The following is a 25,975-nucleotide window of genomic DNA, read 5'->3' on the forward strand; positions in this document are numbered from 1 at the left end:
TTATATTAATGCACCCGCTGTCCGGGCTTTGCGCCGCTGTCCGGGCTGAGCAGGAATACTTCTTTCCCGCCCGGCCCCGAGGCCGCTACCATGCCCTCAGAGACGCCGAAACGCATCTTGCGAGGTGCGAGATTCGCAACGCATACCACCAGCCTGCCTTCGAGTTCTTCGGGCTTGTAGGCCTTGGAAATGCCCGCGAATACGTTTTTAGTTATTCCGCCTATATCCAGCTCGAGATGGAGCAGTTTATCCGCACCTTCCACGTGCTCTGCCTTTTTAATCTCAGCAACGCGAAGGTCAACCTTCATAAAATCATCAAAACTGCACTCCGGAGCGAGCGGCTCATCGAGCTGATTCTCCTGCTGCTGGGTCTGCTGGGCATCTTGGCTGTTTTTCTGCTCTGATTTAGATTCTTCAATCATAGCTTCTATATTCTCCTTTTCGATTCTGTTCATCAGTCTTTTGAATTTATTCACCTCGTGCCCCTCCGGAAGTATGCCCAAATCTTCAAGTCCCTGCTCCTCGCAGCCGAGAATCTTTTCAAGCTTTTCAGAGAGCTTCGGAACAACCGGCTTAATGTAAATATTCAGGGCATTAACCGCATTAACAACGGCAGTGAGGGTTTTGAGCGTCTTTTCCTTATCTTCCTTTACGGTAATCCATGGCTGCTGCCTGTCGAAATATCTGTTTACGTTTCCGGCCAGATTCACTATCTGCCTTACCGCCTGAGAAAATTTAAGCGTTTCATAGCTCTGAGCGATTGAATCTTTCGCCTGAAGTATCTCATTTACCATCTCCCTGCCTTCTTCGTCCATTTCGCCGAGCCTGCCGCCGAGCTTCTTTTTGAGCATCGGTACAGACCTGCTTGCAAGGTTAACCAGATTCCCGATAAGATCGGCATTCACGCGGGACTGGAAATCCTCGAGGCTCAGGTCTATATCCTCCACCCCGTCGCTGAGCTTGCAGGCATAGTAGTACCTCAAATACTCAGGGTTCAGGTGCTTCTGGAATGTTTGGGCTTTTATGAACGTGCCTTTGCTCTTGCTCATCTTCTCCCCGTCAACGGTGAGAAAACCGTGTACGAAGAGCTTATCTGCAATCTTGTTTTCGCTGCCCATCAGCATTGCAGGCCAGAACAGGGCATGGAAATACATTATGTCCTTGCCGATAAAGTGATAGAGCTCCCAGTCCGGGCTGTTCCACACCTGATTGAAATCAAAGCCGTTCTTCTCGCACCAGTTCTTGCAGGAGGCCATATACCCGATCGGGGCATCGAGCCAAACATAGAAGAATTTGTTTTCCTCGCCCGGAATTTTAAAGCCGAAGTAAGGCCCGTCTCTGGATATGTCCCAGTCCCGCAGGCCGGCCTCGAACCATTCATCAAGCTTTTTCAATACCGATGGATGCGCATGGCCAGAGGCGAGAACCTCCTTGAGCTGCTTTTCATAATCGCCGAGGCGGAAGAAGTAGTGCTTGGAGGTTTTGGTAGTCGGCTCGCCCCCGCAGATTGCGCAGCGCGGGTTTGTCAGCTCGGTAGGGGAGTATGTACTCCCGCATTTATCGCAGGAATCGCCGTACTGCTCTTCTGCTCCGCATTTCGGGCATTTGCCCACAATGAATCTGTCCGGCAGAAACATCGAGCAGCTCTGGCAGTATGCCTGCTCCACTTCCCTGGTTTCAATAGAGCCTTTCTCTTTGAGCTTGAGGAAGATATCTTCGCTGAGCTGCCTGTTTTCCTTGGAGTGGGTGGTGTAGTAGTTCTCGAATTCCACGCCGAATGAGCTGAAATCATCTTGGTGTTCGCCGTGTACTTTTTCGATGAGCTGTTCGGGCTTTATGCCCTGCTTGCGTGCGCTGAGCATAATGGGCGTTCCGTGCGTGTCGTCTGCGCAGAAGTACAGGCAGCGATTCCCGCTGAGCTTCTGGAAACGCACCCATATATCCGTCTGGATGTATTCTACAAGGTGTCCGATGTGGATAGGCCCGTTTGCGTAGGGCAGGGCGGATGTAACTACAATGTTTCGGGGCATATATAACCTCTGATTTCGCTGAAATTCATTTAATTTTGCTTTGTGATTCTATCATTCGTTCTCGGCAGTCTCAGAAGGTGTTTCATCCTCCCCTTCAGACTGGGCGTTCTTCTCGCCGTTTTTACGCCAGTTCTTTGCCTTCCTGCTTTTGCCTTTTCCGCCTTTTCTGCCTTTTCGGTTTTGGGATTTATTCCCGTTTTGCTTTTCTGAATCGCCTCGGTTTTTTTCTTCCTGCTCTCCTTCGCCGCCGGTCTTTTCCGAGCAGTTCTGCTCACGTTCGTTTTTCCCTTCGGCTTTTGTATCGCTTCGGCGGGGACTTTGCTCAGACTGCTGCTGTTTTTCTCTTGCAGCCTCCCTTGCAATACGAACCTCTTCGGGCATCTTCTCAAGCACCTCCACCTCATCAGCGGGCAGAGCTTCCATCTTCCCGTCTTCATACTGAATCTGCAAAATCTGAGTAAGGATTTGATAATCTATCACTCTCCCGTATCCTGCTGGAGTTTTCACCCAGCTCTGCCTGTTGGGCAGTTCTTTCTTGAGCTGCTGATAGGTCTTGTCTTCGTATCTCAGGCAGCACCTCAGCCTTCCGCAGTGTCCGCTGATTTTGGATGGGTCGAGAGTTGCTTTCTGGGTTTTTGCCATTCGCATATTCACCGGCTTGAGGATCTTGAGGTATCTCCTGCAGCAGCATTCCTGTCCGCAGGTTTCGATATCGCTGATAAGCCTTGCCTCGTCTCTGGCTCCGATCTGGCGCATTTCGATTCTTGTCTGGAATTTCTGAGCAAGCTGCTTTACCAGCTCCCTGAAATCCACACGTCCGTCTGCGAGGAAGTAGAAAACGATTCTCTCGCCTCCGAAGATATGCTCGAAATCCACGATTTTCATTTTTAACCCGAGCTTATCAACGTATTCACGGCAGATCTTGAGCTCCTCGCCGGCCGAGTCGCGCACGTGCTGGGCTTCGTTTATATCCTGAGCTGTTGCGATTCGCACAAACTCCCCTCCCTCGGCCAGCGGGTAGTCCTGATGGTCGAGTTCGAAGTATTCCTGCAGGGTGTTGAAGTTGCCCTTGAAATTCCCGTGCACGTATGAGCTGTTCGCTCCAACAAGCTCGCCTAACTCGAGCCCGCGTTCGGTCTTTATGATAACTTTCGTTTTTGTCTTCGGCAAGCTCTGCTCGCTGTGGCTGAACCATCCGAGAAATCCGAGTTTGCCGTATCGGACAAGCATCCTTTTGGTATGTTTATTGTGTGATCTATCTGTCATAATTATGCTTCTGAGCCTTGCTGTCTAATTGTAATACTGCCGCTATCCCGAATGATAGTTGGGCGTGAACAATAATTTCATTCTTTTGTTCGGGCGAAGTTTATCAGAATATCCTCAAAAATCAATTTTTCATTGACATAGGAATATATCATCGAGATGCTCGAGTTGATATCTTCAACGAGCCTTGAGGCCTGATAGGGGTCGAATTTTTCGCTCAGAGATGTAATCACTTCAGGCTGGTCGTGATTTATCAGATCCCTGCTGCCCGCTGCCAGCTTCATCGCATCTGCAGCTGCGGACATAATCATATTGAGAGTTATAGTCTGTGCCTGCCGTTTTAGGCCTGCCTTCCCTTCTGCGCCGCTGGTTTTCCCAAGAGCGCCGGCTATTTCTCCCGAACGCCCCCCAAGCCATTCAGCCAGCTCCACAGCGTCTGCAAGGGTAAAGGATTCGAGCTTCTCGAGCAATTCTTTCTTGATTGAATAGCATTCTGCCTCGAGGCTGCTCAGTTCAATACTCCTTCCGAGACTTCCGGAGGTGAATCCAGACCAGAAAACTGCTTCCTGCCTGTCTATTCCCCTGCCTTCAAGCTCGCCGGCGATTATCTCTCTATCCACGGGGGCGAAGTTGTACACTTGGCAGCGGGAGAGTATCGTTTCAAGCAGGCGGTCTGTTCTGGTGCAGATAAGGATTATGATGCAGTGGGGCGGGGGCTCTTCAAGTGTTTTCAGGATGGCGTTCTGGGCGCTTTGGTTGAGTTTTTCAGACTCGCTCAGCACAAACACCGTTTTATGCGCCAGCTGAGGTTTTTTGCCTGCCTTGTCAACGAAGAATTCACGTACTACGCTGATTAGAAACTCGCTCGGGGATTTTTTCCTTATTTCCGGAATCTCAGAATATTTGTTCAGCTCCTTGTATATGTGTTTGAAGTCCGGATGGCTGCCCGATTCGAAAAGCCTGCAGCTTCTGCACTTCCCGCAGCTGTCCTGAAAAGGCCTGCCGTTCTGCTCTGATTTCTCGGGGCTCTCGCAAAGAAGCAGTTTTGCGATCTCGCCTGCGCATTTGAACCGCCCAACCCCGTCTTGGCCGGCGAAGATAAAAGACTGCCCGACCCTGCCGGCATTGAGACTGTCTTCAAAGGCGGTGATTATATGATTCTGGCTGTGTATATCTCTTAAACTCAAGCTTTTAAGCCCTGTTAATTCTTTTTTTAGAACCGCAATTGTATTCAATTGCCTCATTTTGAAAATAAAAACATTTCAAAAACTATGCACTGATGCCCTGCTTTGATTCGAATAAGCCTTCGCTAAATAAGTTGACTGTCAAACCCTTCAGTATATAAGTGATAATTAGCGGTAAACAGAAGATTATTACCCCTTATTGCGTTTCAGTGTTATTGAAGGCCGAAAAATCCTGTCGCTCTCAGGGTCTTAAATGTCTGCCGTGTACGACAATATTTTCCGGCAAAACGCAAATCTTAATGCTGCAATGCTTTGCAGAATTTATTCTCTATTTACAGAGCCAGCGGTTCGCTGCTTAATAATGCAGCGTCGTACAGCGGTGTTCGCCGTGGCGAACCCGCTAGGATAGCGAAACGTGAAGAGCCGGCGGTAAGCGAAAAATCTTTTCTAAAAGAATGCCTAGCGGGTCCGCCACGGCGAACTCCGCTGTAATATGAAGAGTCTATTCGTTGTGTCGGCTTAGCGGGCGGCTTGTGCCGCACCGCTGTAATATGAAAAACTTTCCCCTTATCATTGCCTTGAACTTTAAAAATATCCCCCTTAGTGCTTCTTAGCGCCGCTCAGTGGCTGAAATATCTCAGTGCTGCTCGTGGTTTAAGCCAATCACCCGCCCAAAAATCTTTCTCCGCCTTTTCCTTATCAAATATCTATCCTGTCAATCCTGTTAATCCTGTCTAAAAAATCCCCTCCGCTTCCTCTCCGCCTGCGGCGGACAGGCTCAATGTAAAAACTTCGTGGTTCAAACCAATTACAAAAATCTTGTAATCAATAATAGTGCAAATATAATGCTCGTTTTCGGCTTGCCCCTTTGCGGGCTGTATCTTGTTAAAGCCGCCAATCTAATGAGAATTAAAGGTTTATAATGGCAAAACTTAACAAACTTGAAGACATTGTATCTCTGTGCAAAAGACGCGGATTCATATTCCAGTCCAGCGAAATCTACGGCGGACTGGCCAGCTGCTATGATTACGGCCCTCTGGGCAGCGAGCTCAAGCGTAACGTCCGCAATGCGTGGTGGAAAAGCACAGTCCAGATGCGTGATGATGTTGTCGGCTTAGACAGCAGCATACTGATGCATCCGATGGTGTGGAAATCATCCGGCCATGCAGACAAGTTCGCCGATCTGATTACAGAATGCAGGAAATGCCATACCAGAACCCGAATAGACCACCTTCTCAACCAAGAGGGGAAAAAGGCCGAGGATATCGGGCAGGACCCCAGAATCATCTCAGACAAGGTATGCCCAAACTGCGGTGCAGTTGGCGAGTTTACCGAGCCGATGGCCTTCAAGCTTATGTTCGAAACTCAGATGGGTGCAAACGCCGATGACAATATGGCCGTATATCTTCGTCCTGAGACAGCTCAGGGGATCTTTGCGAATTTCCGCAACGTGTTAGACAGCACGAGGGTGAAAGTCCCGTTCGGGATCGCGCAGATCGGCAAGAGCTTCAGGAACGAGGTTACAACGAAGGCCTTTATCTTCAGGACTCGCGAGTTTGAGCAGGCCGAGCTGGAATTCTTCTGCGAGCCGGGTACAGACGAGCAGTGGTACGAATTCTGGAAAGAGAAACGTTTCAACTGGTATGTAGAATACGGTATTAACAAAGACAATCTGCGAATGCGCGACCACGATTCAGACGAGCTCGCCCATTACGCAAAGGCCTGTATCGACGTTGAATACCGCTTCCCCTTCGGCAGCGGCGACTGGCAGGAGCTCGAAGGCGTTGCAAACCGCACCGACTACGACCTCCGCAGGCACCAGCAGGGTATGCGTAGTATGAATAATTTCATCGAGTCCGGCAGAGACCTTGCCAAGGTGGAGCTGAAGGACGAGCAGCCGGACTACCACAAAGGCCCGCTCTCATTCTTCGATGAGCAGAAAAAGCAAAGATACATCCCCTATGTAATCGAGCCCAGCGCAGGGGTGGACAGAAGCACCCTTGCCTTCCTCGTGGATGCATACGACGAAGAAGAGGTGAAAGGCGAAACACGCAATCTCCTTCGTTTTCATCCGGACATTGCCCCGATAAAGGCAGCGGTATTTCCGCTGGTGAAGAAGGAGGGAATGCCCGAGATTGCCCACAATATCGTTGACAGCCTCCGAGCACACTGGAACGTTTTCTACGACCAGAAGGGGGCAATCGGCAGGCGATACCGCCGGCAGGACGAAGCCGGCACCCCATTCTGCATTACCGTTGACGGGCAGGTGAAAGAAGACGGCACTGTAACCGTTAGAGACCGCGATACAATGGCGCAGGAAAGGGTGCATCAGGACAAGCTCTCAGCATACCTCTTTGAGAAAATGAGCTGCTGGGGAAAACAATAGCAGCTCCCGTTTCGAATTATTTTTTAATATTCAAGGAATTAAGATAATGAGTGAATCTGTTGATCAGCTTACTGAGCAGAGAAAGGCCAAACTCGCCAAGCTTCGTGAACTCGGGATAGACCCGTACGGAAGCAGGGTTGAGGGGGTTGAGCCTTCAGCAGGCATAAGAGAAAGATACATCGAAGACAGCGAAGACCAGAAGGCAAAGGCCGCCGGCCGAATTGTTCTTCTGCGTGATATCGGAAAGCTTATATTTATAACTCTGCGCGACTCCTCGGGCACGATTCAAATCGGCCTGAGCAAAAAGCGTGTACAGGAAGAGCAGTGGCCTGTTGCAAAATCTCTTGACTTAGGTGATATCCTATTCGCAGACGGGCAGCTGGGCAGAACAAAAACAGGCGAGCTTACAATCTGGGCGGAAGAAATAAAAATCCTGTCGAAGGCGCTTATCCAGCCGCCGGAAAAATTCCACGGCCTGCAGGATAGAGACCTCCGCTACCGCCAGCGGTATGTTGACCTCTGGGCAAACCCCGATGTGATGCAGAAATTCAAGAAGCGAAGCGATATTATCGCCTCAATCCGCAGTATGCTTATAGAGAAGGGTTTTTACGAAGTGGAAACGCCGATGATGCAGTCTGTTGCAGGCGGGGCGGCAGCGAAGCCCTTTATCACCCACCACAACACCCTTGATATAGATATGTATCTAAGGATAGCACCCGAGCTATACCTAAAGCGGCTTCTGGTTGGCGGATTTGAAAAGGTTTTCGAGATCAACAGAAGCTATCGCAACGAAGGCCTAAGCACACGCCACAACCCTGAATTTACGATGATGGAGCTCTATCAGGCCTACAGCGATTATCTCGGTATGATGGATATCACTGAAGAGCTGGTTTCAAATATTATTGAAAAACACTGCGAATGCAGGAAGCTCACCTACGCAGATATGGAGATTGATTTTACCACCCCCTGGAGAAGAGCCAGATACGCCGACCTGCTCAAGGAACACTCAGGCTGCGATATCGAAGACATCTCCGCCGTTCGCAGAAAGGCGGGCGAGCTTGGAATAAACGAGGCGGGGATGGATGATGCTGTTGTGATAAACGAGCTCTTCGAGCAGACAGTTGAGCAGCATCTGGTGAATCCTACGTTTGTGATGGACTATCCCGCTGCTATCTGTCCGCTTACGAAACAAAAATCTGATAACCCGAATATCGCCGAGAGATTCGAGCTTTTCTGCGCTAAGATGGAAGTGGGCAACGCCTACACAGAGCTCAACGACCCTGAAGTGCAGAGGAAAAACTTTATGACCCAGCTTAAGGGCGAAGAGGATTCAATGGCCAAGATGGACGAGGATTTCATTACTGCCCTGGAGTATGGTATGCCCCCGGCCGGGGGGCTGGGAATTGGTATAGACAGGCTGATTATGCTTATTACCGATTCTCCCAGCATAAGGGACGTAATTCTCTTCCCTACGCTGAAACCTCAGTCGCAAAACACGTAAAATTATAATTTGAGGCGGGATAAGTGAGATTTTTTTCTTGAAAGCTGTTCATACTTTTCTAAAATAACCCGTCTTCAGAAAAATCGGAAACTGTGAACTCTTTATTCCATGGAGAACAGATATGTCAAGAAAATGCCAGTTAACAGGAAGAAAAACCTCTGTCGGACGCAGTATTGTCCGTCATGGTAAACCAAAACGTCTCGGCGGTGTCGGACTGAACATACGCGGAGTTAACAAAAGAAGATTCAAGCCAAATACCCAGAAAATGCGGGTTATGGTGGACGGGCAGGTTAAAAAGATAACTGTCTCTGCCAAGGCTGTAAAAAGCGGGTTAGTGGTAAAACCGCCTAAAAGAAGGTATAATAAGGCGGCACAGGGCTGAATATCGGCCTAATTGAAGTTCAGAGCGGGGCTTTTTTAAGTGAGTCTCGCTTTTTTACTTTTTGATTATCCAACAAAAGCATTTAAAAGTTTATAAAACTTCTCTATCTCTAACAAAATGCTTGACCTTTTACAATTTCAAAACTAAAATCTGACTGGTTCTAATTCGTCGGGTATGCCGGCGGTTATAGTTGCTAATAAAAAAAACAATCGATATCAGGAGCAAGGCTTTGAGTACTTTAACAAAAACTTTAGCAGTACTTTTGTCAGTTTCAGCGATATTTCTTTGCGGGGCTGTGTTCATTTATGTTTCTAAGACTAATGACGTGAAGGCTGATTACGATCAGCTCAAAAGCGATTATAAAGTCCTTCAGGACAGCAAGAATGTGGCTGTCTCAAGTCTTAACGAGCAGAAAATGCAGATGCAGCAGCAGATTGAAAAGCTTAAAGACAGAGTCAGCGAGCTCAATCAGCAGAAAGAGCAGGCTATGCTCGATCTGAAAAACGCTCAGAATAAGGCTGTAAAATGGCAGGACAGAGTGAACAGTTTGTCAGGAATTGTGAAAGATTTTGAGCAGACTATCAGCGAAATGCACGCCTCTCTGGAATCTACCAGAAGTATGCTGCAGCAGGAGCAGGGCAAAACCCTTAAGCTTTCGAATATGCTAAACGAAAAGACAACCGCTCTGGATGAGCATATCGTGATGGTGCAGTCTCTCAAGGCTGAGAAGAGAAGGCTCAAAGAGCAGATGGCCGCTATGGAAAAGATGCTTGAAGAGAAAGAAAAATCTCCCGAGCAGGCTCAGGCGGTTACTGTAGTTGAAGACAAGGCCAAGGCCTTGGAGCCCCGTTCTTATGCACCTGTTACAGGCCTCGTTTCAGAAGTTGGCGAAAGGCTCGTTTCTGTGAGCGTAGGCAGTTCCGACGGCGTTAAGAAGGGTATGAAGCTCCATATTACAAGAGGCGAAAGCTTTGTTTGTGATATTGAAATTACAGATGTGGATGTCGAAAAGTCTGCCGGCGTGATTAAGCTTAAGAAATCAGCGCCGAAAGTGGGCGATACCGTTTCAACCGAACTGTAAGGAAAGGCTGGAAGCAGTTAAATGGCTAAAAAAGTTAAAAAAACGGCTCAGAGTGATATTTATACAGGATTTCTCGGGATAGCTTTCCTTTTTGTACTTACAACAGCGGTGCTTGTGCTTATGGAATGTATTAATACATTCGGAGCCGAGAACCTGCTGAAGTTTAATTGATATAAGCTCGTTATTAAAGGCACGGGAAGGATACCCGTGCCTTTTTAATTTTGCTAAGCATATCTTTTTCCTTCTGAAAGGGTCAATCTGTGATACTCGATACAATTCTTGGCTGGTTCAGTACAGATATGGGTATAGACTTAGGGACATGCAACACCCTGGTAACTGTACGAGGTGAGGGTATTAAGCTGAATGAACCTTCTGTTGTCGCCGTGCGCAAAGGCACAAACGTAGTATTGAACAACGGCGAAGCAGTCGGGCTTGTAGCTAAAGATATGCTTGGAAAAACCCCCGGCTCCATTTCTGCAATCCGTCCGCTCAAGGACGGGGTTATAAGCGATTTCGAGATCACCGAAGCTATGCTCGGCTACTTCATCCGCAAGGTTCACGGCAGGGGCGGACTGCTCAGGCCTCAGGTGGTAATTTCCGTACCAAGCGGGATTACCGCTGTTGAGAGAAGGGCGGTTAGAGACAGCGCCGAACGCGCAGGAGCGAGAAAAGTTTTCCTTATAGATGAGCCGATGGCAGCAGGAATCGGGGCAGGCCTTCCGATCACAGAGCCCACCGCTTCAATGATTGTGGATATAGGTGGCGGAACAACAGAAGTTGCTATTATGTCCCTGGCTGATATAAGCACTTGCACAAGCCTGAGAGTTGGCGGGGACGATTTCGATGAAGCGATTATAAACCACCTCAAAAGAACATACAATCTGCTTATCGGCGAGTCCCGAGCAGAGCAGGTGAAGATTGAGCTCGGCTCCGCAGGCCCGCTCGAAGAAGAGATGACCATGGAGATAGCCGGAAGAGATACAATATCCGGCCTTCCGAGAAAGATTGTTATAACAAGCGAAGAGATAAGAGAGGCTCTAAAGGAGCCGGTATCTTCGATTATAGAATGTGTTACCCAAACGCTTGAAAAGGCCGAGCCTGAACTTGCCGCAGACCTCATCGATAATGGCGTTCATATCTGCGGCGGCGGCGCGATTCTCAGAGGTATGGATAAAGTCCTAGCTAACGCTACAGGGCTGAATGTCAATCTCGTGGAAGACCCGCTAACTTGCGTGGCAAGAGGGACATGCGTATTCCTCGAAAACCTCGAGAGCCTCAGGGAAAGCATCGATCAGGACAGCTATAACTGGGATTAACCCGTTTTCTGGCAGGCAGCCGGAGGTCTTTATATAAAAGCAGAGTTATATGGCAAAACGCAAACAAAACTCGAGCAACAGCGCTATTTTCTGCAGCTTGCTCCTTGCCGGGGTTGCCCTGCTAATTTTGCCGCATAAGATTACTCGAAATCTAAATTCATTTTTCATTGAGCTGTTCAGGCCTGTAATCGGAATAGATATAAAAATCCCGGGCAAGCCGGGGAAAGGCTCGCTGCCGGCTTCTGGAGAGTACGTTTCTAAAAGCGAATACGACCACCTCTGGGCGGCATACCAGAACCTCTATGCAGACCTGCTTGAAGCCCAGAAAAGGCTCGAAAAGGCATCTCAATTCCGCAGCTCAATGCCGAAGACAGGCGATATGTTTGTTATGGCTGATATAATCAAACGCGAGCAGGGGCAGAAAATCCTCATCAACAGAGGCTCAATCGACGGCGTTGAAAAGGGGCAGTATGTCTTCGCTGAGGGGGCAATAATAGGCACTGTTACCGATATATCCAGCTCTTGGGCGAGGATCACACTCATCACAAACAACACCCTCCAGATACCTGTGCATATTGTACGTCCGGGCAGAGAGGAATACATTAGAGCTAATATGGTGGGCAACGGTATGGATGCATGCGAGATCCCGTATATCTCCGCTGAGCTGGATGTTAAGCCCGGGGATTATGTGTATGCAAGCCCGGGCAGGCAGTATCTGGAAACTCCGAGGATTGCAGGCGTAGTGAAAACGGTGGTGGAGGATATGCAGGACCCGCTGATATGGGATATAACCGTTGAGCCCTCCGCAGATTTCGAGAATTTGAAGAAGGTTGCTGTGATAGTAGTTGCGCCTTCTCAGGAGGTTTCGAGCGAATGAAGTGGCTGTTTTTCTCTATCACTGCCGGAATTGCTGTTCTGCTGAATTCAAGTGCTGCTCTGGAGTATATCGAAATCAGCCGGTTCGGTATTCGCCCCGATCTTATGGTGCCTCTGCTGGGCTTTTTCTGCTACACATTCTCACGCAGAGACGCGATAACAGCAGCATTTGCCCTCGGTTTTCTTGCAGACGTTTCAAGCATTACAATGGGGCCTCATACCCTCACTTTCCTAATCGCCGGCAGCTTCTTTTCAAATGCAAGGGAGTTTTTGAGTATGGACAGGGTGCGAAACAGAGCAGCTGCTGTTTTCTTTCTCGCAGTGTTTATTGATATTCTTGTTATGCCGCTGACTGGCCTCAAAACTGAAGTGCAGATATTAAAGCCCCATATCACCATCCCCGCAGAGGCTCTATATACCGCTGTTGCCGGGGTTGTGATTTGGCAGATAAATCTCTACGCCGCAGGGCTGTTCGGGATAAAGCGTAAACGATGAAATTTTCTCTCATCAGGGGCTTTTTTGCGAAAATATGATTGACTTAATTCACCACTTTATTACCATACCGGTTCTATTATTGGTGACGGGGCCGTAGCTCAATTGGTTAGAGCATCGGACTGTCGATCCGAAGGCTGAGGGTTCGAGTCCCTTCGGCCTCGCTTATCACCTTTAATAGAAAAAATGGGGCCGTAGCTCAATTGGTTAGAGCATCGGACTGTCGATCCGAAGGCTGAGGGTTCGAGTCCCTTCGGCCTCGCTTTATAACGCCTTGCTGAATACCGGCAGGGCGTTTTTTTTGCAGATCAATCCCTCACACCGACTCTGTACAGACCGCAACAGACCCCTGCTTCCCTCTTATGTGCTTTTGTTTACCACGAAGCATTTACAGACTGAGCCAGCGGTTCGCTGCTTAATAATGCAGCGTCTTACAGCGGAGTTCGCCGTGGCGAACCCGCTAGGATAGCGAAACGTGAAGAGCCGGCGGTAAACGAAAAATCTTCTCTAAAAGAATGCCTGGCGGGTCCGCCACGGCGAACTCCGCTGTAGTACGGGGGATGTTAAACATTGAGCCTGTCCGCCGCAGGCGGAAAACACACGAAGGGGATATGGTTTTGATTTATTTATTATCCACAGATGGCACGGATATTATGTTTTTTTTTATTAAGCCTGCCGCCATAGTGTATTGGAGCCAGGCCGTTGATGCAATGCACAAGCGTAGATTTTCCGCTGCCGGAAGGGCCGGTCAAAAGCACCAGCTTGCCCGGTGAAATATCCAGATTGATATTCCTTAAAGCAGGTTTCTCCTGCCGGGTATATGTAAATGTTAAGTCTTGTATTTTCAGCATTACAATTACTCAAAAGTCTGCTGTACAATGATTTTCAAATCCAACCGCTGGATTCGACGGCTGTCCGGGACCCCGATAAATCGGGACTGTTTCCCGGACACCTTTTCTTACTTTCAATTCTTCCGGCCAGTTGAACACGGTGGTAGTTGTGCAACTACTGATTGTGATTACAACCAGTACCAAACTAATTGTCAAAATTTTGTTTTTGGGCTGAAATTTAAGGTTGATTTGCTTCCTTCTCTTTCTTCATCCTCTCAGCTTCCTGCCTCAACCGCTCTTGAGCTTCCTTGATCCTGTTTGGATCAACACCAGGAGGACCTCCCTTAAGTGCGTTGATAACTTCATTCATATCAGGAGGCTTGCTGTACTCACTTAATAAGCCAATCTCTTCAAAGTCTTTTCTGAGTTGGATGGATTCGTAGTCAGGCCCACATATAACTTTATTATCCCCATCATCATTTTTATCTATTAGAACCATATATGCCTTTTCTTTCGTAACGAATATAGCTCGCGCTTCACTGAAAGAACCTTTTGAAGACCATTTTTTTGTCCGTTTGGCATTCTTGAAATTAGTGGTTATTCGCTGTAGCCATGAAGGATCATTGATTGCCTTCTTAGCAAGTATTTCATGGCCTATTATTTCCTCAACCTTTTCAGGGTTACCTATTATATAAACATTTTTTTCTCCATAGAAAAGTTCTGGATGGTAATGGGGCGTTATTAATATAGCTTCTATTTTATTCAAAGCTGGAATATCATTTATTCCAGCATCAAAATACTTGTATTGGTTTACAAGATTTTTATTTTCACTTTGTCGACATCCTGCTGAAAACAGAAAAAATACGAATATCAACGATGTCAATATTCTTATCCAGTTCATTTTCATTTACTCCTTAACTCAGAATTAATTAATATCTGGATATCTAAACCAAGCGTATTGCCAGTCAATCACACCATAGTACATAAAGTTTTCTAAAATATTTGTTCCACCACCAGGAGGAAGAGAGTCTTCTACAGCAGTCTTAAGCATGTTTCCCTGCCTCAGACGGTTCCAGTAATCTTCCTCGAACTGGTTGTAATTTCCAAGTATATCATGGACCAATGCTGTGTTTTTCCAACCGATGAAGATCTGCTCACCGATATTGATAGGATCATCAATAGGAAGAATCCCCAGCATATAAGGGAATTCAACAGTTCTGGCTGAATAGCAAGCATTGAACTGTACCCATATCATTTTATCAGTATCTTGAACAAACCCTAACTCTGCTATCGAGTGATTGTTCTCATAGTACCAAGAAAGCTCCTCATAATCAGGAGGTATGTTGTTAGGGTCATAATCCTTCTTAAGATACGAGAAAACTTTGCCACTTGCAGTAGTAATACACTGTCTTGGTGGCTGACCCAACAAATCATGATTACCATGGGAGCAGTGATACCAAATCTTTACATTATCAAGAAGGAGACAGTAGCTAAGATTTTCCCATGTACATGCTTTAGCATTCAAGTATACAGGTCTAATCCCTTTTCTTACAGCTGCAGTAAGTGCCGCTTTCCAGCATTTCTTTTTGTCTCTTTCAAGACCCTTATTTCCTACAGACACAACCATCTTGACATTGCAACCTTGCGGATAATCTTTCTTCTTGAATTTTCTAGCGATAATCCTCTCGACTACATCTCTCCAAGAAGCAGAAAGAAGCATCGCCTCTGCCTTAACACTAAGGTCATAAGCACCATCTTCTTCAGTAAAAGAAGCCGCACTAACATGAGCGTTGAGCCCATCCACAAAACTCTGTGAATAGATAGTTGAACTATTGATTATGTCCACTAACTCAACAAGGTAAGTACCTGTAGCTAAGCCATATAAGTGATAGTCTTCACCAGGTGTAAACCCATCACCGCCTATAAGCATACTGACTTCATTATTGAACGTGCATTGGACAGCATCTGAACAGATTACAGAATCCCCATACATAAAGACAATCTTAGCAGAATGGATTCCGTTAGTAAATTGCTCAGTCTTCACATCTATGCTATACCCATAATCAGACTCTCCAAAAACTCCATATTTCTCACCATCAATCATAAGCCAAGCCATATGGATTTGAGGATCAGATATAGAAGTAGTCACTTTCACATACCCACTCAGGTTATTTGGATCCTGATCAAAGTTAGGTAAAATATTCGGTGCAGGTCCACCAGTAATCAGCCAATTCTCGCATAAGTCAGCTAGATCATTCATATCATAAGTAGTAAGCCAACCATTAGCAAGAACAGCAAAGTCATTAAAATCAACTACAAGGTTCTCATCAAGGTCACCTGCATAATAATCGCCTTCACCCGAATTAACATAATCCCAATTAGGATAATGAAAACCGATATCAGCAATATTACCATCAGGAACAAGAGTGGTGGCAGTCGTTTTACCTACATACTGCGTCAGTTCTGGCAAGAGACTACCTGCATCGACGAAGTCACATGACTGATCGAGATAACAGATAGGTGCATAACCGCTTGCGCCAGTCTCATAAGGGTTAGCTGTAACTACAACAGGATTGATCTCATCAAATGCCCAGTTCTTATTAGCGACATTATTATAGTACCCTGTATTCAGAACAGATGCAAACATGTATCCATCAACGAGATTGAGTCCTGCAACATAGGAGCCCGATACAATGTTATTCGCAATGAAAACAAAGCCAGCATCTTCATTTGCAGTAACACCATGAACAGTGATCCCATTGTCCTGGTAATAGTCACAGGTATTGTTTTCGATGTAGATAACACTATTAGCCTCCGCTACACCAGTAGTTGAAGCCAAGTAGACCTCGATACCACTATAATATGATCCAAAAAAAAGATTATTCACAATGTGAGTATGCTCAGGTCCATACTCGACAACACCATACACACAATTTACAAAGTAATTGTTCTCAATGTTTTTGTCAAGACTCCTGTTTAATACAACAACTCCTGAATAAGCCCATTCCACAATAGTATATGTCATCTCAGTTGCAGTTGAACTGGTCTCAGTTATATACAATGGGCAATAATAATCATTGTATGCAGGGGTTGCTGAATCCGACGTAAACACGATAGGGTTCTGAGCAGTTCCTCTGGATATAACAGCAGCACCATTCAGAGTTCTGATACCTGCACTGACACCTGTAGCGAACTCTACCCTAGTGCCTGGCTCAATAACAAGCATTGCGCCATTAACATCGACAGGGTTCAATACATGATAGGTGTTATCTGATGTCCAGACTGTATTTGTAGTGATATCGCTAGTGATATCCACAACTGTCCCACCTGACATCATTTCGCCGCCAGTAGTAGTAGTAGTAGCAAAAGCCCTTTCAATACCACTCACTTCTTTTGAGGTAATGGCGGATTTGGTAACTTGGACAGAAGGACATGTCATCAGAACCTTATCCTGACTCTCACTTTTGGGTTTGAATCTCCAGGACTGAAGAGTATCAGGTACTATGGTCTCCTGTTCAACAGTCTCCGTAGCTAAACTGTTACCTGCCAACGGTTCTTCAACAGGGGGTATCCAATGCAGGGCATCATAACCAATGCCAAAGGCAATTATTAAATCAGTTTCAGGCGTGTAAAAAAGAACAAGCTCATAAATATGGTCGTCGTCAGCGTGCAGATTCACAACTCCCAGAGCAGTACCTTCTTCTTCAAAGCTGAAGAGGTAGGAGGCATTTGGTTCTTTCACCACTGACTCAATATTGGTAATTGGTTCAATCTTACAACCCATTTCAGGAGTGACAAAATAATTAACATCTTTCTCCTTCTCACCTTCAATAGCGATTATAATTTCTTCACCGCCTTTTATCTCAGCAAATTCCTTAGCTGCATCAATGCCGTTTATTGTAAGTAAGACTTCTGCATTGGCAATAGAAGATATTACAAGAATTGATAAAAAAACTACCGCAAGAATTTTCCCTCTTTTCATGGCTCATATTCCTTTCTTATCATTTTAGTTAAATTACCAGATATTATCATTAAGTCCATACAAAAACAGCATTTGAAGGAGATTTTGCAGCCAGACAGGTTATGCGCAAACCCCCTCCTTATTATAAGGCGTTTCTCAACACCCAAATGTTGATTAAAAAATCAAATTTCTCCAAAATACCTTCCATATGAGCAATGCCGCTTCTTTCAAACTGCAACAATATCGAAACTTATACCTGAAGCACCGGCAAAAAAGGTTTAATTTTTTACCATTTTATGGTACCCCCCCCAATTGCAAGTAAAAAAGTGTTAAATTTGTCAAATATTTTAGCCTAACTGAGGGGCTTAATGGGGGAGCATTACAAGAAAGAAATGTTATTATTCAGAAGCAAAGGAAGGCCACCAGCCATTCAAAAGAGGGCTTTTACTGATTTCTAAAACTAGTACTCTGTAATTCCGAAATTACATGGTATACATGGTATAGTTTTTTTAATTTTATACGAGCGTCCTCAGTCGTAAATTGCCAATCAACTGTGGTCCAAATTCCGGGCGAATTACAGGGACACCTTTTCTTATTTTCAATTCTTCCGGCCAGTTGAACACGGTGGTAACGGATGGGCCGCTTTTTAATTATCCCATCCAACTCGCAGCGGGCAAACGTGTATTAAAAGATGGCTATTGGTTTTTGGACTTTGCCGTCAAGAACGCGCCGCAATAGCGGTTTACCGTAAAGGCGGCATAGAATGCCGAACGGGATTGATGGTGTCATCGGAATGCTATCCCCTTGTTAGGCGATTCTTGACGCATGATTGACTAGTTCTTTGAAATCACTTTCTTTCAGTATTCGGATGCTTTGGCCTTTTTTAATAAGTTGCATTGCCTTTATGTGTTTGGAGCTCTTTTCTTTTCCTGCCAGTTTTGAAATATCTTGATCTCCAACCACCAATAACGTTGTTTTCTTTGTGATACCTGCTGCGACAGTACACCCGATACTTGCAGCCAAATCAGCAGCTTCTCTGCGAGGTATTTCCAGCGCACCCGTAAATACCATTATCTCTCCGTATAACTCACCTTCGGGGTTTCCATCTCTTTTTATCTTTGTCTTTCTCTTTGTCTTTCTCTTGTATAACTCACCTTCGGGGTTTCCATCTCTTCTTATGGCAGCACCGGTAGATACATTGTTTGGATCGATTGGCTGATTGACGCGCTTTAACCAAGCGGAAATATCTAGGCCGGTTTGTTCAATGGCGGCTAAGAGCACGCGACCAGATGCTTTGGCATCCTCTAATGCATCGTGATGCTTAAATTCATAGCCAATTTTGTTGCAGACATTGGCAAGACCATAGCCACCCCATGAAAACTCCTCCCAAGCTCTTCTAGCTACTCTGGCAGAATCTAACCACGTGGTATCAAAGCCGGGCAGTCCATATTTTTCTAATGCGCGGGCAATTGAGACTCGATCAAAATGAGTATGGCTGACGCAAACGGTTCCATTCAATAAATCAGCCAATTGACTTACTAATTCTGGAAATATTGGCTTTCCTTCTACATCTTCTTCGGTTATTCCATGTATATCGATATTTCTGAAGTCAAAATAGTCTTCAGGATCGACAAGTGAAGACCACTCTTCAATCAGTGTTCCATCGCTATATTTCGCCACGCCAATTTGGCAAATTGACGCCATATCTGCATTTGCGGTTTCTACATCAATAGCTACGAAGTCCATTTTAGGCGTTACCATATTTTTTAGGATTGCCAGTATAGATCACCCGCACACCGGTTCTGGAACATGTAATCTCTGGTTCTTTGGAAAGATCTATATCAAGATCATCACCCCGTAGCCCTTGCCATTGCGCCAAATAAAACAGCGTTCCAAATTTTTCGCCTTTCTTTGGTTTCTTTTCAACGCCTCCTTTCCATCGCAATACTGGAAGCTCACCATTCTCCGCTCGGATGGCAAGTTCTGGTTCCTTTTCTCGTAATTCTCGCCCAACTTCCCAGCACGTGATTAAACCTTTGTCTTCACCTTTCCAACGGTCATCCCAGGAAAGACCTTCCCTTTTTGGCTCTTTGTGTGACCTCTGTATTCGCTGGTTCATGTTTCTATCTTCGTTCTTTTTTGCGTCTAACAATAATTAGACGGAACCGCACCTGCCCGGCTGCGCCGCCGGGCAAAACAAGTCGTATTATAGCCGGATATTGTCCGGCGTCAAGGGTTTTTTGACGATATTCGGATTTTTTCCCAAACACCCCGGATTGCGTCCGGAACGCCCCGAAAGCGTCTTGGAACATTCCAAAAGCATCCTGGAACGCCCCGGAAAGCGTTTGGGGCTTCTGGAAAACCATTCGGGGCGTCTGGAACGTCGTCCCAGGCGTCTGGAAAACCGTCCCAGGCGTCTGGAAAACCGTCCGGGGAGCCGCGAAAAGGGTCCGGGAGCAGCCGAAAACGTTTCTGAAGGTTTTTACTTTTGATTTCGATTTCGATTCCGATTTCGATTCCGTCCGCAAAAAGGTTCAGCCATCCTTATGGCCTGTGCGAAAGGCCGGAATTATTTACTTTTAAAAGAGCGAATTATTTATGCAGCGGCCCTTACATATAATGACGCTGCGGTTAAAACAGCCGCCAGAGCCAGCAGGATGCTCAGGGCGTAATAGTCGTTTTTCCTGAATTTTGCAGGCTTTAGAAACTGTCTTTGGTTCGGGCGAGCAAGCCCCCGTGTCTCAGCAACCGCGGCCAGTTCATCTGCCATTTTCAGGCTTCTAATCGTTACCAGTGATATATAGCTCTGGCCGATTAAATGGGGTTGGGTAAATAGATCACGTTTTCGATGAGCCAAGCGCCGAAGCCGCATAGAATCGTGAATGACCAGGGATTCATTGAGCAGTGTCGGTATAAACCGAACCGCAATTGTCAGCGGCAGGATAATAATATTGGGGATTCTCCAGGCTTCAAGTGCGATAGTCATATCACGCAATTTAGTGGTTACAGCAAACCATAATCCGGTGGTTGCCAGTGCAGTTCCTCTGAAAACCATTCCAACAAACATGGCTTTGGGGTTTTCCATCGGCTTGTCCAGGGCATATTGGAATATCACCATAAAAATAACCCAAAAAATGGCCGCCAATACAGTTGTAAAGAGAAACAATTTCATCAGCTTCGAATTCACACCCGGAGAACATACCTTTACGTGGTCGTACTGCAAGGATTCATATTGGCAGGCCGGCAATGATATGGGAATGATAGACAATATCCAGTTTACAGAGGAGTAAAAGAAAATAAGCAAAATTTAACCAGTTATCTTACTGCAGGGTGAATTGCCCGCACTAAAATATCTTAGTTGATTTTAGCGCCTTTCAGCGGTTGTGATGTTCGTCTGCGTTTTGCCTGACTACTTTACAGGCATCAGAAAACCGGTAACTCTCCTTCCGAGTCTCCAGATGAGCAGGCCGTTCAAAGTGCCTTCTGATGCTTTCCCGAGTATGCTCTGGAATGTGCCTGATATTCCGCCGGGTATATTCTCCGAGACAGACTCCATAAATCTCTCTGTAGATTCCTCCAGTGCGCCGGAGATATAGATGTTGATAATGCTGAACGAGAGCATAATCAGGCTCTGGCCGGCAGCGGGGCGGAGGTTGTATATACGTATCAAATCCTGCGTCATCGAAACGCACACATAAATCACCATCGCCTGATCAACAAAAGACACAGGCGAGGCGGCCGTTGCAGCTCCGGCCTTCAGCGAATACCGACTGACAATCCTCGCCGCAGCCTTGTCGAGAGTGCTCTGGAAAATACGCTTGTACTCATTGAGCCATTCGGTATCGCTTAGCGGGGTGTTCTCGTCGAGAAGGCGGTCTCTGGCTTTTGTAAGAGCGTGGATATCTTCCTTCTTGAGGCCTGATGTGATAAGCTTCTCGGCCTTGTCACGCTTGAGCGGATAGTCCTTTAGATACTGCTGAAGTTCTTTGCGTGCCTCGGCTTTTCTTTTTCGTGCTGCCTTTTGCAGTTCGGTTCGCTCAGAGAGCGTATTCAGCGCCTGAACGTTTATGCCCTGGGAGGTTTTGAGCCTGCCGGTGAAAAAGAGAAGGCGGGCTATGCTGAAAAGTATCAGAAGGGCGAAGAGGCCGAAAAGGCTCATAAGCGAGATCCTGAGGATTTCGGAGCCTTGGGTGAGCTGGTTGAGCTCGTTGAAAAATGAGCAGCCTTGGCTGACAATCAGAAGCCCGCAAACGCCCGCTGCAATAAGCAGTATAAGGGTTAGTATTTTTTTCAGTCCCGCAGGGAAGCGCAGGAATCTGGAAAAACTCTCCAGCTCCCGCAGTTTCCTTTCAAACTGCTCCTGCTGCTCGCTCTCGCTGAGCTGCTGTTCATCTTCAAGAATTCCCGCCTGTTCTTTGATTACCCTGATATCCTCAGCCTCGTCTTCCGGCATTCCGAGCCCGTCATCCCCCGGGCGGTACTGCTCGCTGTTTTCAGGCTGGGGGTTGTTCTTTGGGTTAGTTTTCGGATCAGGCTTTTCCTGTGCCTTTTTCTTTTCGCTGAAATCTTCGGAGAGCGGGTCTCCGAGGCTGTCATTTTCGTCTTGCATCTTTTAACCCTTCAATTTGCAATAAAATCGAATACAGCATCAAGATTGATATGCCTTGGGGGTTTCTGCGTATTTTTCGGTACTTCCGGCAGCAGCGCCTTGAAGCGGTAGTCTCCGGGTTTCCAGCTGTCCGGCCAGTTCTCCGGCAATTGGGGCACTTCGAATTCAACAATCTGCTTGTCGGGATTGTTTCTTGCCGGCCTACCGCAGAGTGTGTAGGGCTTTTCGCCCTTCCTGCTGGACTGACAAGCGCTGCAAACAAACCAGCGGTATTCAGCCTCGGGAACAATCTTGCGTGCCTTGCTTGTAAGCTGCCTGAGAAGCCCTTCGGCTCTTCCGTTTTCGATATCGCCGTTGTAAATCATATCCGCCTTGGAGGCGGCAAATGCAACCTTCTCAAGCGGACGCTGCCAGAATTTTATTGTGCTTGCCAGCTTTCTTCCGATTGATGAATCAGGGCGGAGCGTCTGGAAGAGGTCCTGAAGGATCTGGCGATTGTCATTATACTGCCCAACGCCGCCTGCAAGCAGGGTGGGCAGGTCTATAAGCACAATCAGCTTCCTGCATTTACCGAGCTCTCTGTATAGCGGCATAACCACATTTTTTCTGTAAAGCTTGAAATTGCTCTGCATAATCTCCGCGTTTTCGGGATTTTTTTCGCAGTACTCTCTGCTCAGCGGGACAAATTCGCTGTCGAAATCCAGCCCGCACGCCCGCTGCGAGGCAAGCTCGCTTTCAGATGCCTTTTTTGCTGTTATCCCTTCTTTGCTCAAGAGAAACGTAGAAGGGGTTATCAGCGGCTTAAAATTCAAGATAAGCCTTGCGAGGGTGAGCTTGTATTCGAAGATTATCTCTTCCAGCGGAGCGCTGGGGTTTTCCAGAATTTCAAAATAGCCCCTTGAATCTTCAAACAGGGATTTATGATTTCTCAAGTGGTTCAGAATATGCTCAGACCATTTCCCGTAATCTGATATTGCAGCTATCGCGCTGTCTGCAATCCGCTCGCCCGGGAAGTCGAAGAAATTAACTCTCTGCTTCCAGAATTTCCAGTCCGAACGCCAATATTCACAGCTGTAGCAGTATGCATCTGAGGTTTTCTCAGGCCAGCTGCCTCTCATAGCGAGAAAATCTCGGTATCTGTCCAGCGGGAACTGGCGGATAAAATCAGATTTCGTTTTAAGCTCTTTGAATGCCTCGATTTTTGAATTGCCGGCAAAGGAGAACTCTGCCTGATCAAATTCTTCGAGCTGGGCGAGCAGGGACGTTAGAAACACCGTTTTCCCGCCCCTTGCTATACCTGTAACTGCTATATTGTCATTTTTGCTGAGGATTTTCTTCATATATGGAGCAATCAAACTGACAGAATAATGCAAATCCGGAGACTGCTCTGAGCCTCCGGCGCCTTTATATCATTATTCTACAGTAATTACTGCTGAATCGGAAGAAAGATTTCTGGATTTTGCTGTTAATTTTATCTTTCCGGTTTCGCCTTCGAGGGAGCGTATTATCGCAAGGCACAATCCATTGAACGCCTTTCTCCGGCTTGCCTGAAATGATTCATGGCTTGTCTGATTCCCATTTCCAACAGCTGCAATCTCGCCTGGGCCTTCTATCTCAAAATAAACCTGATTATCCGCCCCGGGCACAATCCTTCCAAGATTATCTGTTACCTTAACCTTCACAAAGCTGAGGTCTTTCCCGTCTGCTTTGACAGTTTTGCTGCCTGCTTCGAGTTCAAGCTTTGCGGGCTCGTTTGTGGTTGTTACAACCTCGGAAGCCCATTTCTTTCCGTCTTTGTAGGCCACAGCTCTCAGCTCGCCTGCTTGATATTTTACTTCATCCCATACCAGTCTGTACTGATATTCGCCTTTCTGCTTTTTGCCCAGCGATTTGCCGTTGAGAAACAGCTCCGCCTCGTCGCCTGATGTGTAAATATGCACGGGCGTAACTTTGCCAACTCTTTCCGGCCAGTTCCAGTGGGGGAGGATGTGAACCATTGGTTTCTCCGGACGCCAGCGAGCCTGATAGATGTAGAAGCGGTCTTTCTTGAAGCCGCAGAGATCCATTATGCCGAAATACGAGCTTCTGGAAGGCGCTTTCCCGTCCAAACTCTCCATTTTCTCCTGCATAGCGAGCTTCTCCTCTTCGCTCTGGAAATTCAGCAGGTTGGTTTTGTCTTTGTTGTAAGGTGTAGGCTCGCCGATATAATCGAAGCCCGTCCATACAAATTCTCCCATACACTGCGGAACTCTGTCCTGCCCTTCGAATTCAAGGTCGGGTTTGCTTGCCCAGCTCGGGGCGTAGAGATCGTATGAGCTTACGTGAAACTGGAAGAAGCCCTGATCCTTTTTCTGTTTTACAGGGAAAAAGTATTCGCCTCTTGAGCTTACGCAGGATGCAGATTCAGAGCTGAGGAACGGCATATTGGGGTTTTCTTTTGCGAATTTTTCGTAAATATGCGGTTTGTAATTAAATCCGAGCACATCGACAGTTTTCTGGAAGCCGTTAAAACCGGACTTCCAAGAATTGCAGCCCACTGTAACCGGTCTTGTAGGGTCGAGCTCGTGGAATAATTCTGTAAGCATCCTTGAGATTTTACGTCCTTCTTCGCCCTGACGCTGCTCTTTTACTTCATTCCCGGAGCACCAGAATATCACGGATGGATGGTTTCTGTCTCTTTTAACCAGATTTGTTACGTCTTTATCATACCATTCATTGAAGAATCGTCCGTAGTCGTTTTCTGTTTTGCCGTCTTCCCAGCAGTCGAAAGCCTCGTCCATTACCAGAAAACCCATTTCATCGCAAAGCTCCAGCATTTCAGGCGAAGGAGGGTTATGGGCGGTTCTTATTGCGTTGCAGCCCATTTCCTGAAGGATTTCAAGCTTTCTCTCGATTGCCCTTTTGTGTACAGCTGCCCCGAGCGGCCCGAGGTCGTGGTGCAGGCAGACGCCCTTTAGCTCCTCCGGTTTATTGTTTATCAAAAGCCCCTTGTCGGCTGTAAATTCAACAGACCTTATCCCGAAGTCTGTCTCGTATTTGTCAACCGTCTGACCGTTGTGCCGGATTTCTGTAATCAGCGTGTAGATTGCGGGCTCATCAACGCTCCAAAGCTTGGGGTCGGTTACAGTGAGGCTCATTTGGCTCTTCTCACTTTTCTCGGCCTGAGCGGTTATCTGTGCAGTTTCAGAGCATACTGTCTCCCCGCTCTGCGGTGCAGTGATATGCTGAATTATTTCTGCCTTAATGTCTTTGCCCGTGAAATTGTTAATTTCAGTTTGCACTTCAACAACAGCTTTGTTTTTTTGCACAAGCGGGGTTGTAACAAATGTTCCCCATATATCTACATGAACGGGCTCTGTCTTTATAAGGTAGGTGTGTCTGTATATTCCGCCTCCGGGATACCATCTTGAAGAATTGTCTTTGTTGTCCAGCCGAACTGCAACAGTGTTATCTCCGCTGTAATTCAGGTGTTCTGTTATGTTGAAGTAGAAGGAGTTGTAGCCGTAAGGCCAGCGGCCTGCATATTCTCCATTAACCCATACCTTCGTATCAGACATTGCCCCGTCGAACATAAGGTAGATTTGCTTATCTTTATCCCCTTTAGCAAGCTTAAAGTCTTTTCTGTACCAGCCTATGCCCGCATAGGGCAGCTTCCCGGTACGGTTCGGCAGGTCCATCCTGAAAGGCCCTTCGATAGCCCAGTCGTGAGGGAGGCTCAGCTCTCTCCAGTTATCGTCGCTATAAGCAGGATTTTCCAGCCCCTGAGGTTCTTCCTTTTTCGTCCCGTCCGGCATATTTCCGCACCTAAAAAACTTCCAATTCGAATCAAAAGAAACCTTTTCTCTGCCGGCAAAAAGTGAAACGCACAGGCAGACTAAAACAGCAAAATTGGCCTTCTTCATTCTAATTTCTCCGTTAATAATTTAATGTATTTACTGCAGCATTCACCTTGGTATGTTGTGATACTACATTTTTTCCCGAAAAAATAAACCGAACAGGGATGGTAAACGTAAATTTATTAAAAAGATTAAAATACCAATATTGACTCTCTTTACTGTTTTGTT

Annotated in this window: 21 protein-coding genes and 2 tRNA genes; 11 read left to right on the forward strand and 12 right to left on the reverse strand. The window is 46.6% G+C overall.

All coding sequences use genetic code 11. The annotated features are described in order from the left end of the window. Window positions 1–5: 5 nt before the first annotated feature. The 3 genes from metG to L21SP3_RS01365 all read right to left on the reverse strand — a co-directional run bounded on the left by metG (window position 6) and on the right by L21SP3_RS01365 (window position 4,480). Window positions 6–2,030 carry a methionine--tRNA ligase gene (gene metG / locus L21SP3_RS01355; protein ID WP_077538823.1) on the reverse strand — a complete coding sequence of 675 codons (2,025 nt, stop codon included), beginning with the start codon at window positions 2,028–2,030 and terminating at the stop codon, window positions 6–8. Between the two features lie 51 nt (window positions 2,031–2,081). Continuing rightward, on the reverse strand, window positions 2,082–3,296 hold the full coding sequence (ricT, locus tag L21SP3_RS01360) for a PSP1 domain-containing protein (RefSeq protein WP_077538825.1): 1,215 nt from the start codon (window positions 3,294–3,296) through the stop codon (window positions 2,082–2,084). Window positions 3,297–3,373: 77 nt separating this feature from the next. Further along, window positions 3,374–4,480, reverse strand: coding sequence for a DNA polymerase III subunit (locus L21SP3_RS01365; protein WP_161488045.1), 1,107 nt, complete (start codon window positions 4,478–4,480; stop codon window positions 3,374–3,376). Window positions 4,481–5,396: 916 nt separating this feature from the next. Between L21SP3_RS01365 and L21SP3_RS01370 the strand changes: the two genes are divergently transcribed. From L21SP3_RS01370 to L21SP3_RS01410, 10 genes are all read left to right on the forward strand, one after another. After that, a complete protein-coding gene (locus tag L21SP3_RS01370; protein ID WP_390612111.1) occupies window positions 5,397–6,863 on the forward strand; it encodes a glycine--tRNA ligase in 1,467 nt (488 codons plus the stop codon). Between the two features lie 46 nt (window positions 6,864–6,909). Next, on the forward strand, window positions 6,910–8,364 hold the full coding sequence (gene lysS, locus L21SP3_RS01375; RefSeq protein ID WP_077538843.1) for a lysine--tRNA ligase: 1,455 nt from the start codon (window positions 6,910–6,912) through the stop codon (window positions 8,362–8,364). Window positions 8,365–8,485: 121 nt separating this feature from the next. After that, window positions 8,486–8,746, forward strand: coding sequence for a 50S ribosomal protein L28 (gene rpmB, locus L21SP3_RS01380; RefSeq protein ID WP_077538845.1), 261 nt, complete (start codon window positions 8,486–8,488; stop codon window positions 8,744–8,746). Window positions 8,747–8,975: 229 nt separating this feature from the next. Continuing rightward, window positions 8,976–9,827 (forward strand): hypothetical protein, encoded by an 852-nt coding sequence (locus L21SP3_RS01385; protein ID WP_123785106.1) that lies wholly within the window; start codon window positions 8,976–8,978, stop codon window positions 9,825–9,827. Window positions 9,828–9,848: 21 nt separating this feature from the next. Next, window positions 9,849–9,998, forward strand: coding sequence for a hypothetical protein (locus L21SP3_RS11960; protein ID WP_161488046.1), 150 nt, complete (start codon window positions 9,849–9,851; stop codon window positions 9,996–9,998). A gap of 92 nt (window positions 9,999–10,090) precedes the next feature. Further along, window positions 10,091–11,143 carry a rod shape-determining protein gene (gene mreB / locus L21SP3_RS01390; RefSeq protein ID WP_204845145.1) on the forward strand — a complete coding sequence of 351 codons (1,053 nt, stop codon included), beginning with the start codon at window positions 10,091–10,093 and terminating at the stop codon, window positions 11,141–11,143. A 49-nt stretch (window positions 11,144–11,192) separates the two neighbouring features. After that, on the forward strand, window positions 11,193–12,020 hold the full coding sequence (gene mreC / locus L21SP3_RS01395; protein WP_077538849.1) for a rod shape-determining protein MreC: 828 nt from the start codon (window positions 11,193–11,195) through the stop codon (window positions 12,018–12,020). Then, window positions 12,017–12,514 carry a rod shape-determining protein MreD gene (gene mreD / locus L21SP3_RS01400; RefSeq protein WP_077538851.1) on the forward strand — a complete coding sequence of 166 codons (498 nt, stop codon included), beginning with the start codon at window positions 12,017–12,019 and terminating at the stop codon, window positions 12,512–12,514. Before mreC ends, mreD begins: the two co-directional genes overlap by 4 nt. Window positions 12,515–12,601: 87 nt before the next feature. Beyond that, window positions 12,602–12,675 (forward strand) — tRNA-Asp (locus L21SP3_RS01405). A 24-nt stretch (window positions 12,676–12,699) separates the two neighbouring features. Then, a tRNA-Asp gene (locus tag L21SP3_RS01410) sits at window positions 12,700–12,773 on the forward strand. Between the two features lie 367 nt (window positions 12,774–13,140). Here the strand turns inward: L21SP3_RS01410 and L21SP3_RS12335 are convergent. The 6 genes from L21SP3_RS12335 to L21SP3_RS01445 form a co-directional block, all read right to left on the reverse strand. Next, entirely contained in the window at window positions 13,141–13,362 is a 222-nt protein-coding gene (locus L21SP3_RS12335) for an ATP-binding cassette domain-containing protein (protein WP_077538853.1), read from the reverse strand. Between the two features lie 217 nt (window positions 13,363–13,579). Next, window positions 13,580–14,242, reverse strand: coding sequence for a hypothetical protein (locus L21SP3_RS01420; RefSeq protein WP_077538855.1), 663 nt, complete (start codon window positions 14,240–14,242; stop codon window positions 13,580–13,582). A gap of 24 nt (window positions 14,243–14,266) precedes the next feature. Continuing rightward, entirely contained in the window at window positions 14,267–17,323 is a 3,057-nt protein-coding gene (locus tag L21SP3_RS01425; protein WP_077538857.1) for a right-handed parallel beta-helix repeat-containing protein, read from the reverse strand. Window positions 17,324–18,109: 786 nt separating this feature from the next. After that, window positions 18,110–19,048 carry an exonuclease domain-containing protein gene (locus tag L21SP3_RS01430; RefSeq protein WP_077541786.1) on the reverse strand — a complete coding sequence of 313 codons (939 nt, stop codon included), beginning with the start codon at window positions 19,046–19,048 and terminating at the stop codon, window positions 18,110–18,112. Window position 19,049: 1 nt separating this feature from the next. Next, window positions 19,050–19,421 carry a hypothetical protein gene (locus tag L21SP3_RS01435; RefSeq protein ID WP_077541788.1) on the reverse strand — a complete coding sequence of 124 codons (372 nt, stop codon included), beginning with the start codon at window positions 19,419–19,421 and terminating at the stop codon, window positions 19,050–19,052. Between the two features lie 477 nt (window positions 19,422–19,898). Then, window positions 19,899–20,420, reverse strand: a complete 522-nt coding sequence (locus tag L21SP3_RS01445; protein WP_390612109.1) for an energy-coupling factor transporter transmembrane component T — start codon at window positions 20,418–20,420, stop codon at window positions 19,899–19,901. 16 nt (window positions 20,421–20,436) lie between these two features. Between L21SP3_RS01445 and L21SP3_RS12055 the strand changes: the two genes are divergently transcribed. After that, window positions 20,437–20,592 carry a hypothetical protein gene (locus tag L21SP3_RS12055; RefSeq protein WP_169835722.1) on the forward strand — a complete coding sequence of 52 codons (156 nt, stop codon included), beginning with the start codon at window positions 20,437–20,439 and terminating at the stop codon, window positions 20,590–20,592. A gap of 119 nt (window positions 20,593–20,711) precedes the next feature. Here the strand turns inward: L21SP3_RS12055 and L21SP3_RS01450 are convergent, their stop codons facing one another. The 3 genes from L21SP3_RS01450 to galB are packed head-to-tail and all read right to left on the reverse strand — an operon-like array spanning window position 20,712 to window position 25,813. Further along, a complete protein-coding gene (locus L21SP3_RS01450; RefSeq protein ID WP_077538863.1) occupies window positions 20,712–21,911 on the reverse strand; it encodes a DUF697 domain-containing protein in 1,200 nt (399 codons plus the stop codon). A gap of 11 nt (window positions 21,912–21,922) precedes the next feature. Beyond that, window positions 21,923–23,284, reverse strand: a complete 1,362-nt coding sequence (locus tag L21SP3_RS01455; RefSeq protein WP_123785107.1) for a YcjX family protein — start codon at window positions 23,282–23,284, stop codon at window positions 21,923–21,925. A 39-nt stretch (window positions 23,285–23,323) separates the two neighbouring features. Continuing rightward, window positions 23,324–25,813: a beta-galactosidase GalB gene (gene galB / locus L21SP3_RS01460; RefSeq protein WP_077538867.1), complete on the reverse strand. Its 2,490-nt coding sequence runs from the start codon at window positions 25,811–25,813 to the stop codon at window positions 23,324–23,326. Between the last annotated feature and the right edge of the window lie 162 nt (window positions 25,814–25,975).

The sequence above is a fragment of the Sedimentisphaera cyanobacteriorum genome (genome assembly GCF_001997385.1).
Classification (GTDB): domain Bacteria; phylum Planctomycetota; class Phycisphaerae; order Sedimentisphaerales; family Sedimentisphaeraceae; genus Sedimentisphaera; species Sedimentisphaera cyanobacteriorum.

Bases quoted from the DNA above. Each gene is read 5' to 3' on its own strand.
- metG (WP_077538823.1), bottom strand. From the start codon at position 2,030: ATGCCCCGAAACATTGTAGTTACATCCGCCCTGCCCTACGCAAACGGG.
- ricT (WP_077538825.1), bottom strand. From the start codon at position 3,296: ATGACAGATAGATCACACAATAAACATACCAAAAGGATGCTTGTCCGA.
- lysS (WP_077538843.1), top strand. From the start codon at position 6,910: ATGAGTGAATCTGTTGATCAGCTTACTGAGCAGAGAAAGGCCAAACTC.
- rpmB (WP_077538845.1), top strand. From the start codon at position 8,486: ATGTCAAGAAAATGCCAGTTAACAGGAAGAAAAACCTCTGTCGGACGC.
- L21SP3_RS11960 (WP_161488046.1), top strand. From the start codon at position 9,849: ATGGCTAAAAAAGTTAAAAAAACGGCTCAGAGTGATATTTATACAGGA.
- mreC (WP_077538849.1), top strand. From the start codon at position 11,193: ATGGCAAAACGCAAACAAAACTCGAGCAACAGCGCTATTTTCTGCAGC.
- mreD (WP_077538851.1), top strand. From the start codon at position 12,017: ATGAAGTGGCTGTTTTTCTCTATCACTGCCGGAATTGCTGTTCTGCTG.
- L21SP3_RS12335 (WP_077538853.1), bottom strand. From the start codon at position 13,362: ATGCTGAAAATACAAGACTTAACATTTACATATACCCGGCAGGAGAAA.
- L21SP3_RS01420 (WP_077538855.1), bottom strand. From the start codon at position 14,242: ATGAACTGGATAAGAATATTGACATCGTTGATATTCGTATTTTTTCTG.
- L21SP3_RS01425 (WP_077538857.1), bottom strand. From the start codon at position 17,323: ATGAAAAGAGGGAAAATTCTTGCGGTAGTTTTTTTATCAATTCTTGTA.
- L21SP3_RS01430 (WP_077541786.1), bottom strand. From the start codon at position 19,048: ATGGACTTCGTAGCTATTGATGTAGAAACCGCAAATGCAGATATGGCG.
- L21SP3_RS01435 (WP_077541788.1), bottom strand. From the start codon at position 19,421: ATGAACCAGCGAATACAGAGGTCACACAAAGAGCCAAAAAGGGAAGGT.
- L21SP3_RS01445 (WP_390612109.1), bottom strand. From the start codon at position 20,420: ATGGTGATATTCCAATATGCCCTGGACAAGCCGATGGAAAACCCCAAA.
- L21SP3_RS12055 (WP_169835722.1), top strand. From the start codon at position 20,437: ATGGCCGCCAATACAGTTGTAAAGAGAAACAATTTCATCAGCTTCGAA.
- L21SP3_RS01450 (WP_077538863.1), bottom strand. From the start codon at position 21,911: ATGCAAGACGAAAATGACAGCCTCGGAGACCCGCTCTCCGAAGATTTC.
- galB (WP_077538867.1), bottom strand. From the start codon at position 25,813: ATGAAGAAGGCCAATTTTGCTGTTTTAGTCTGCCTGTGCGTTTCACTT.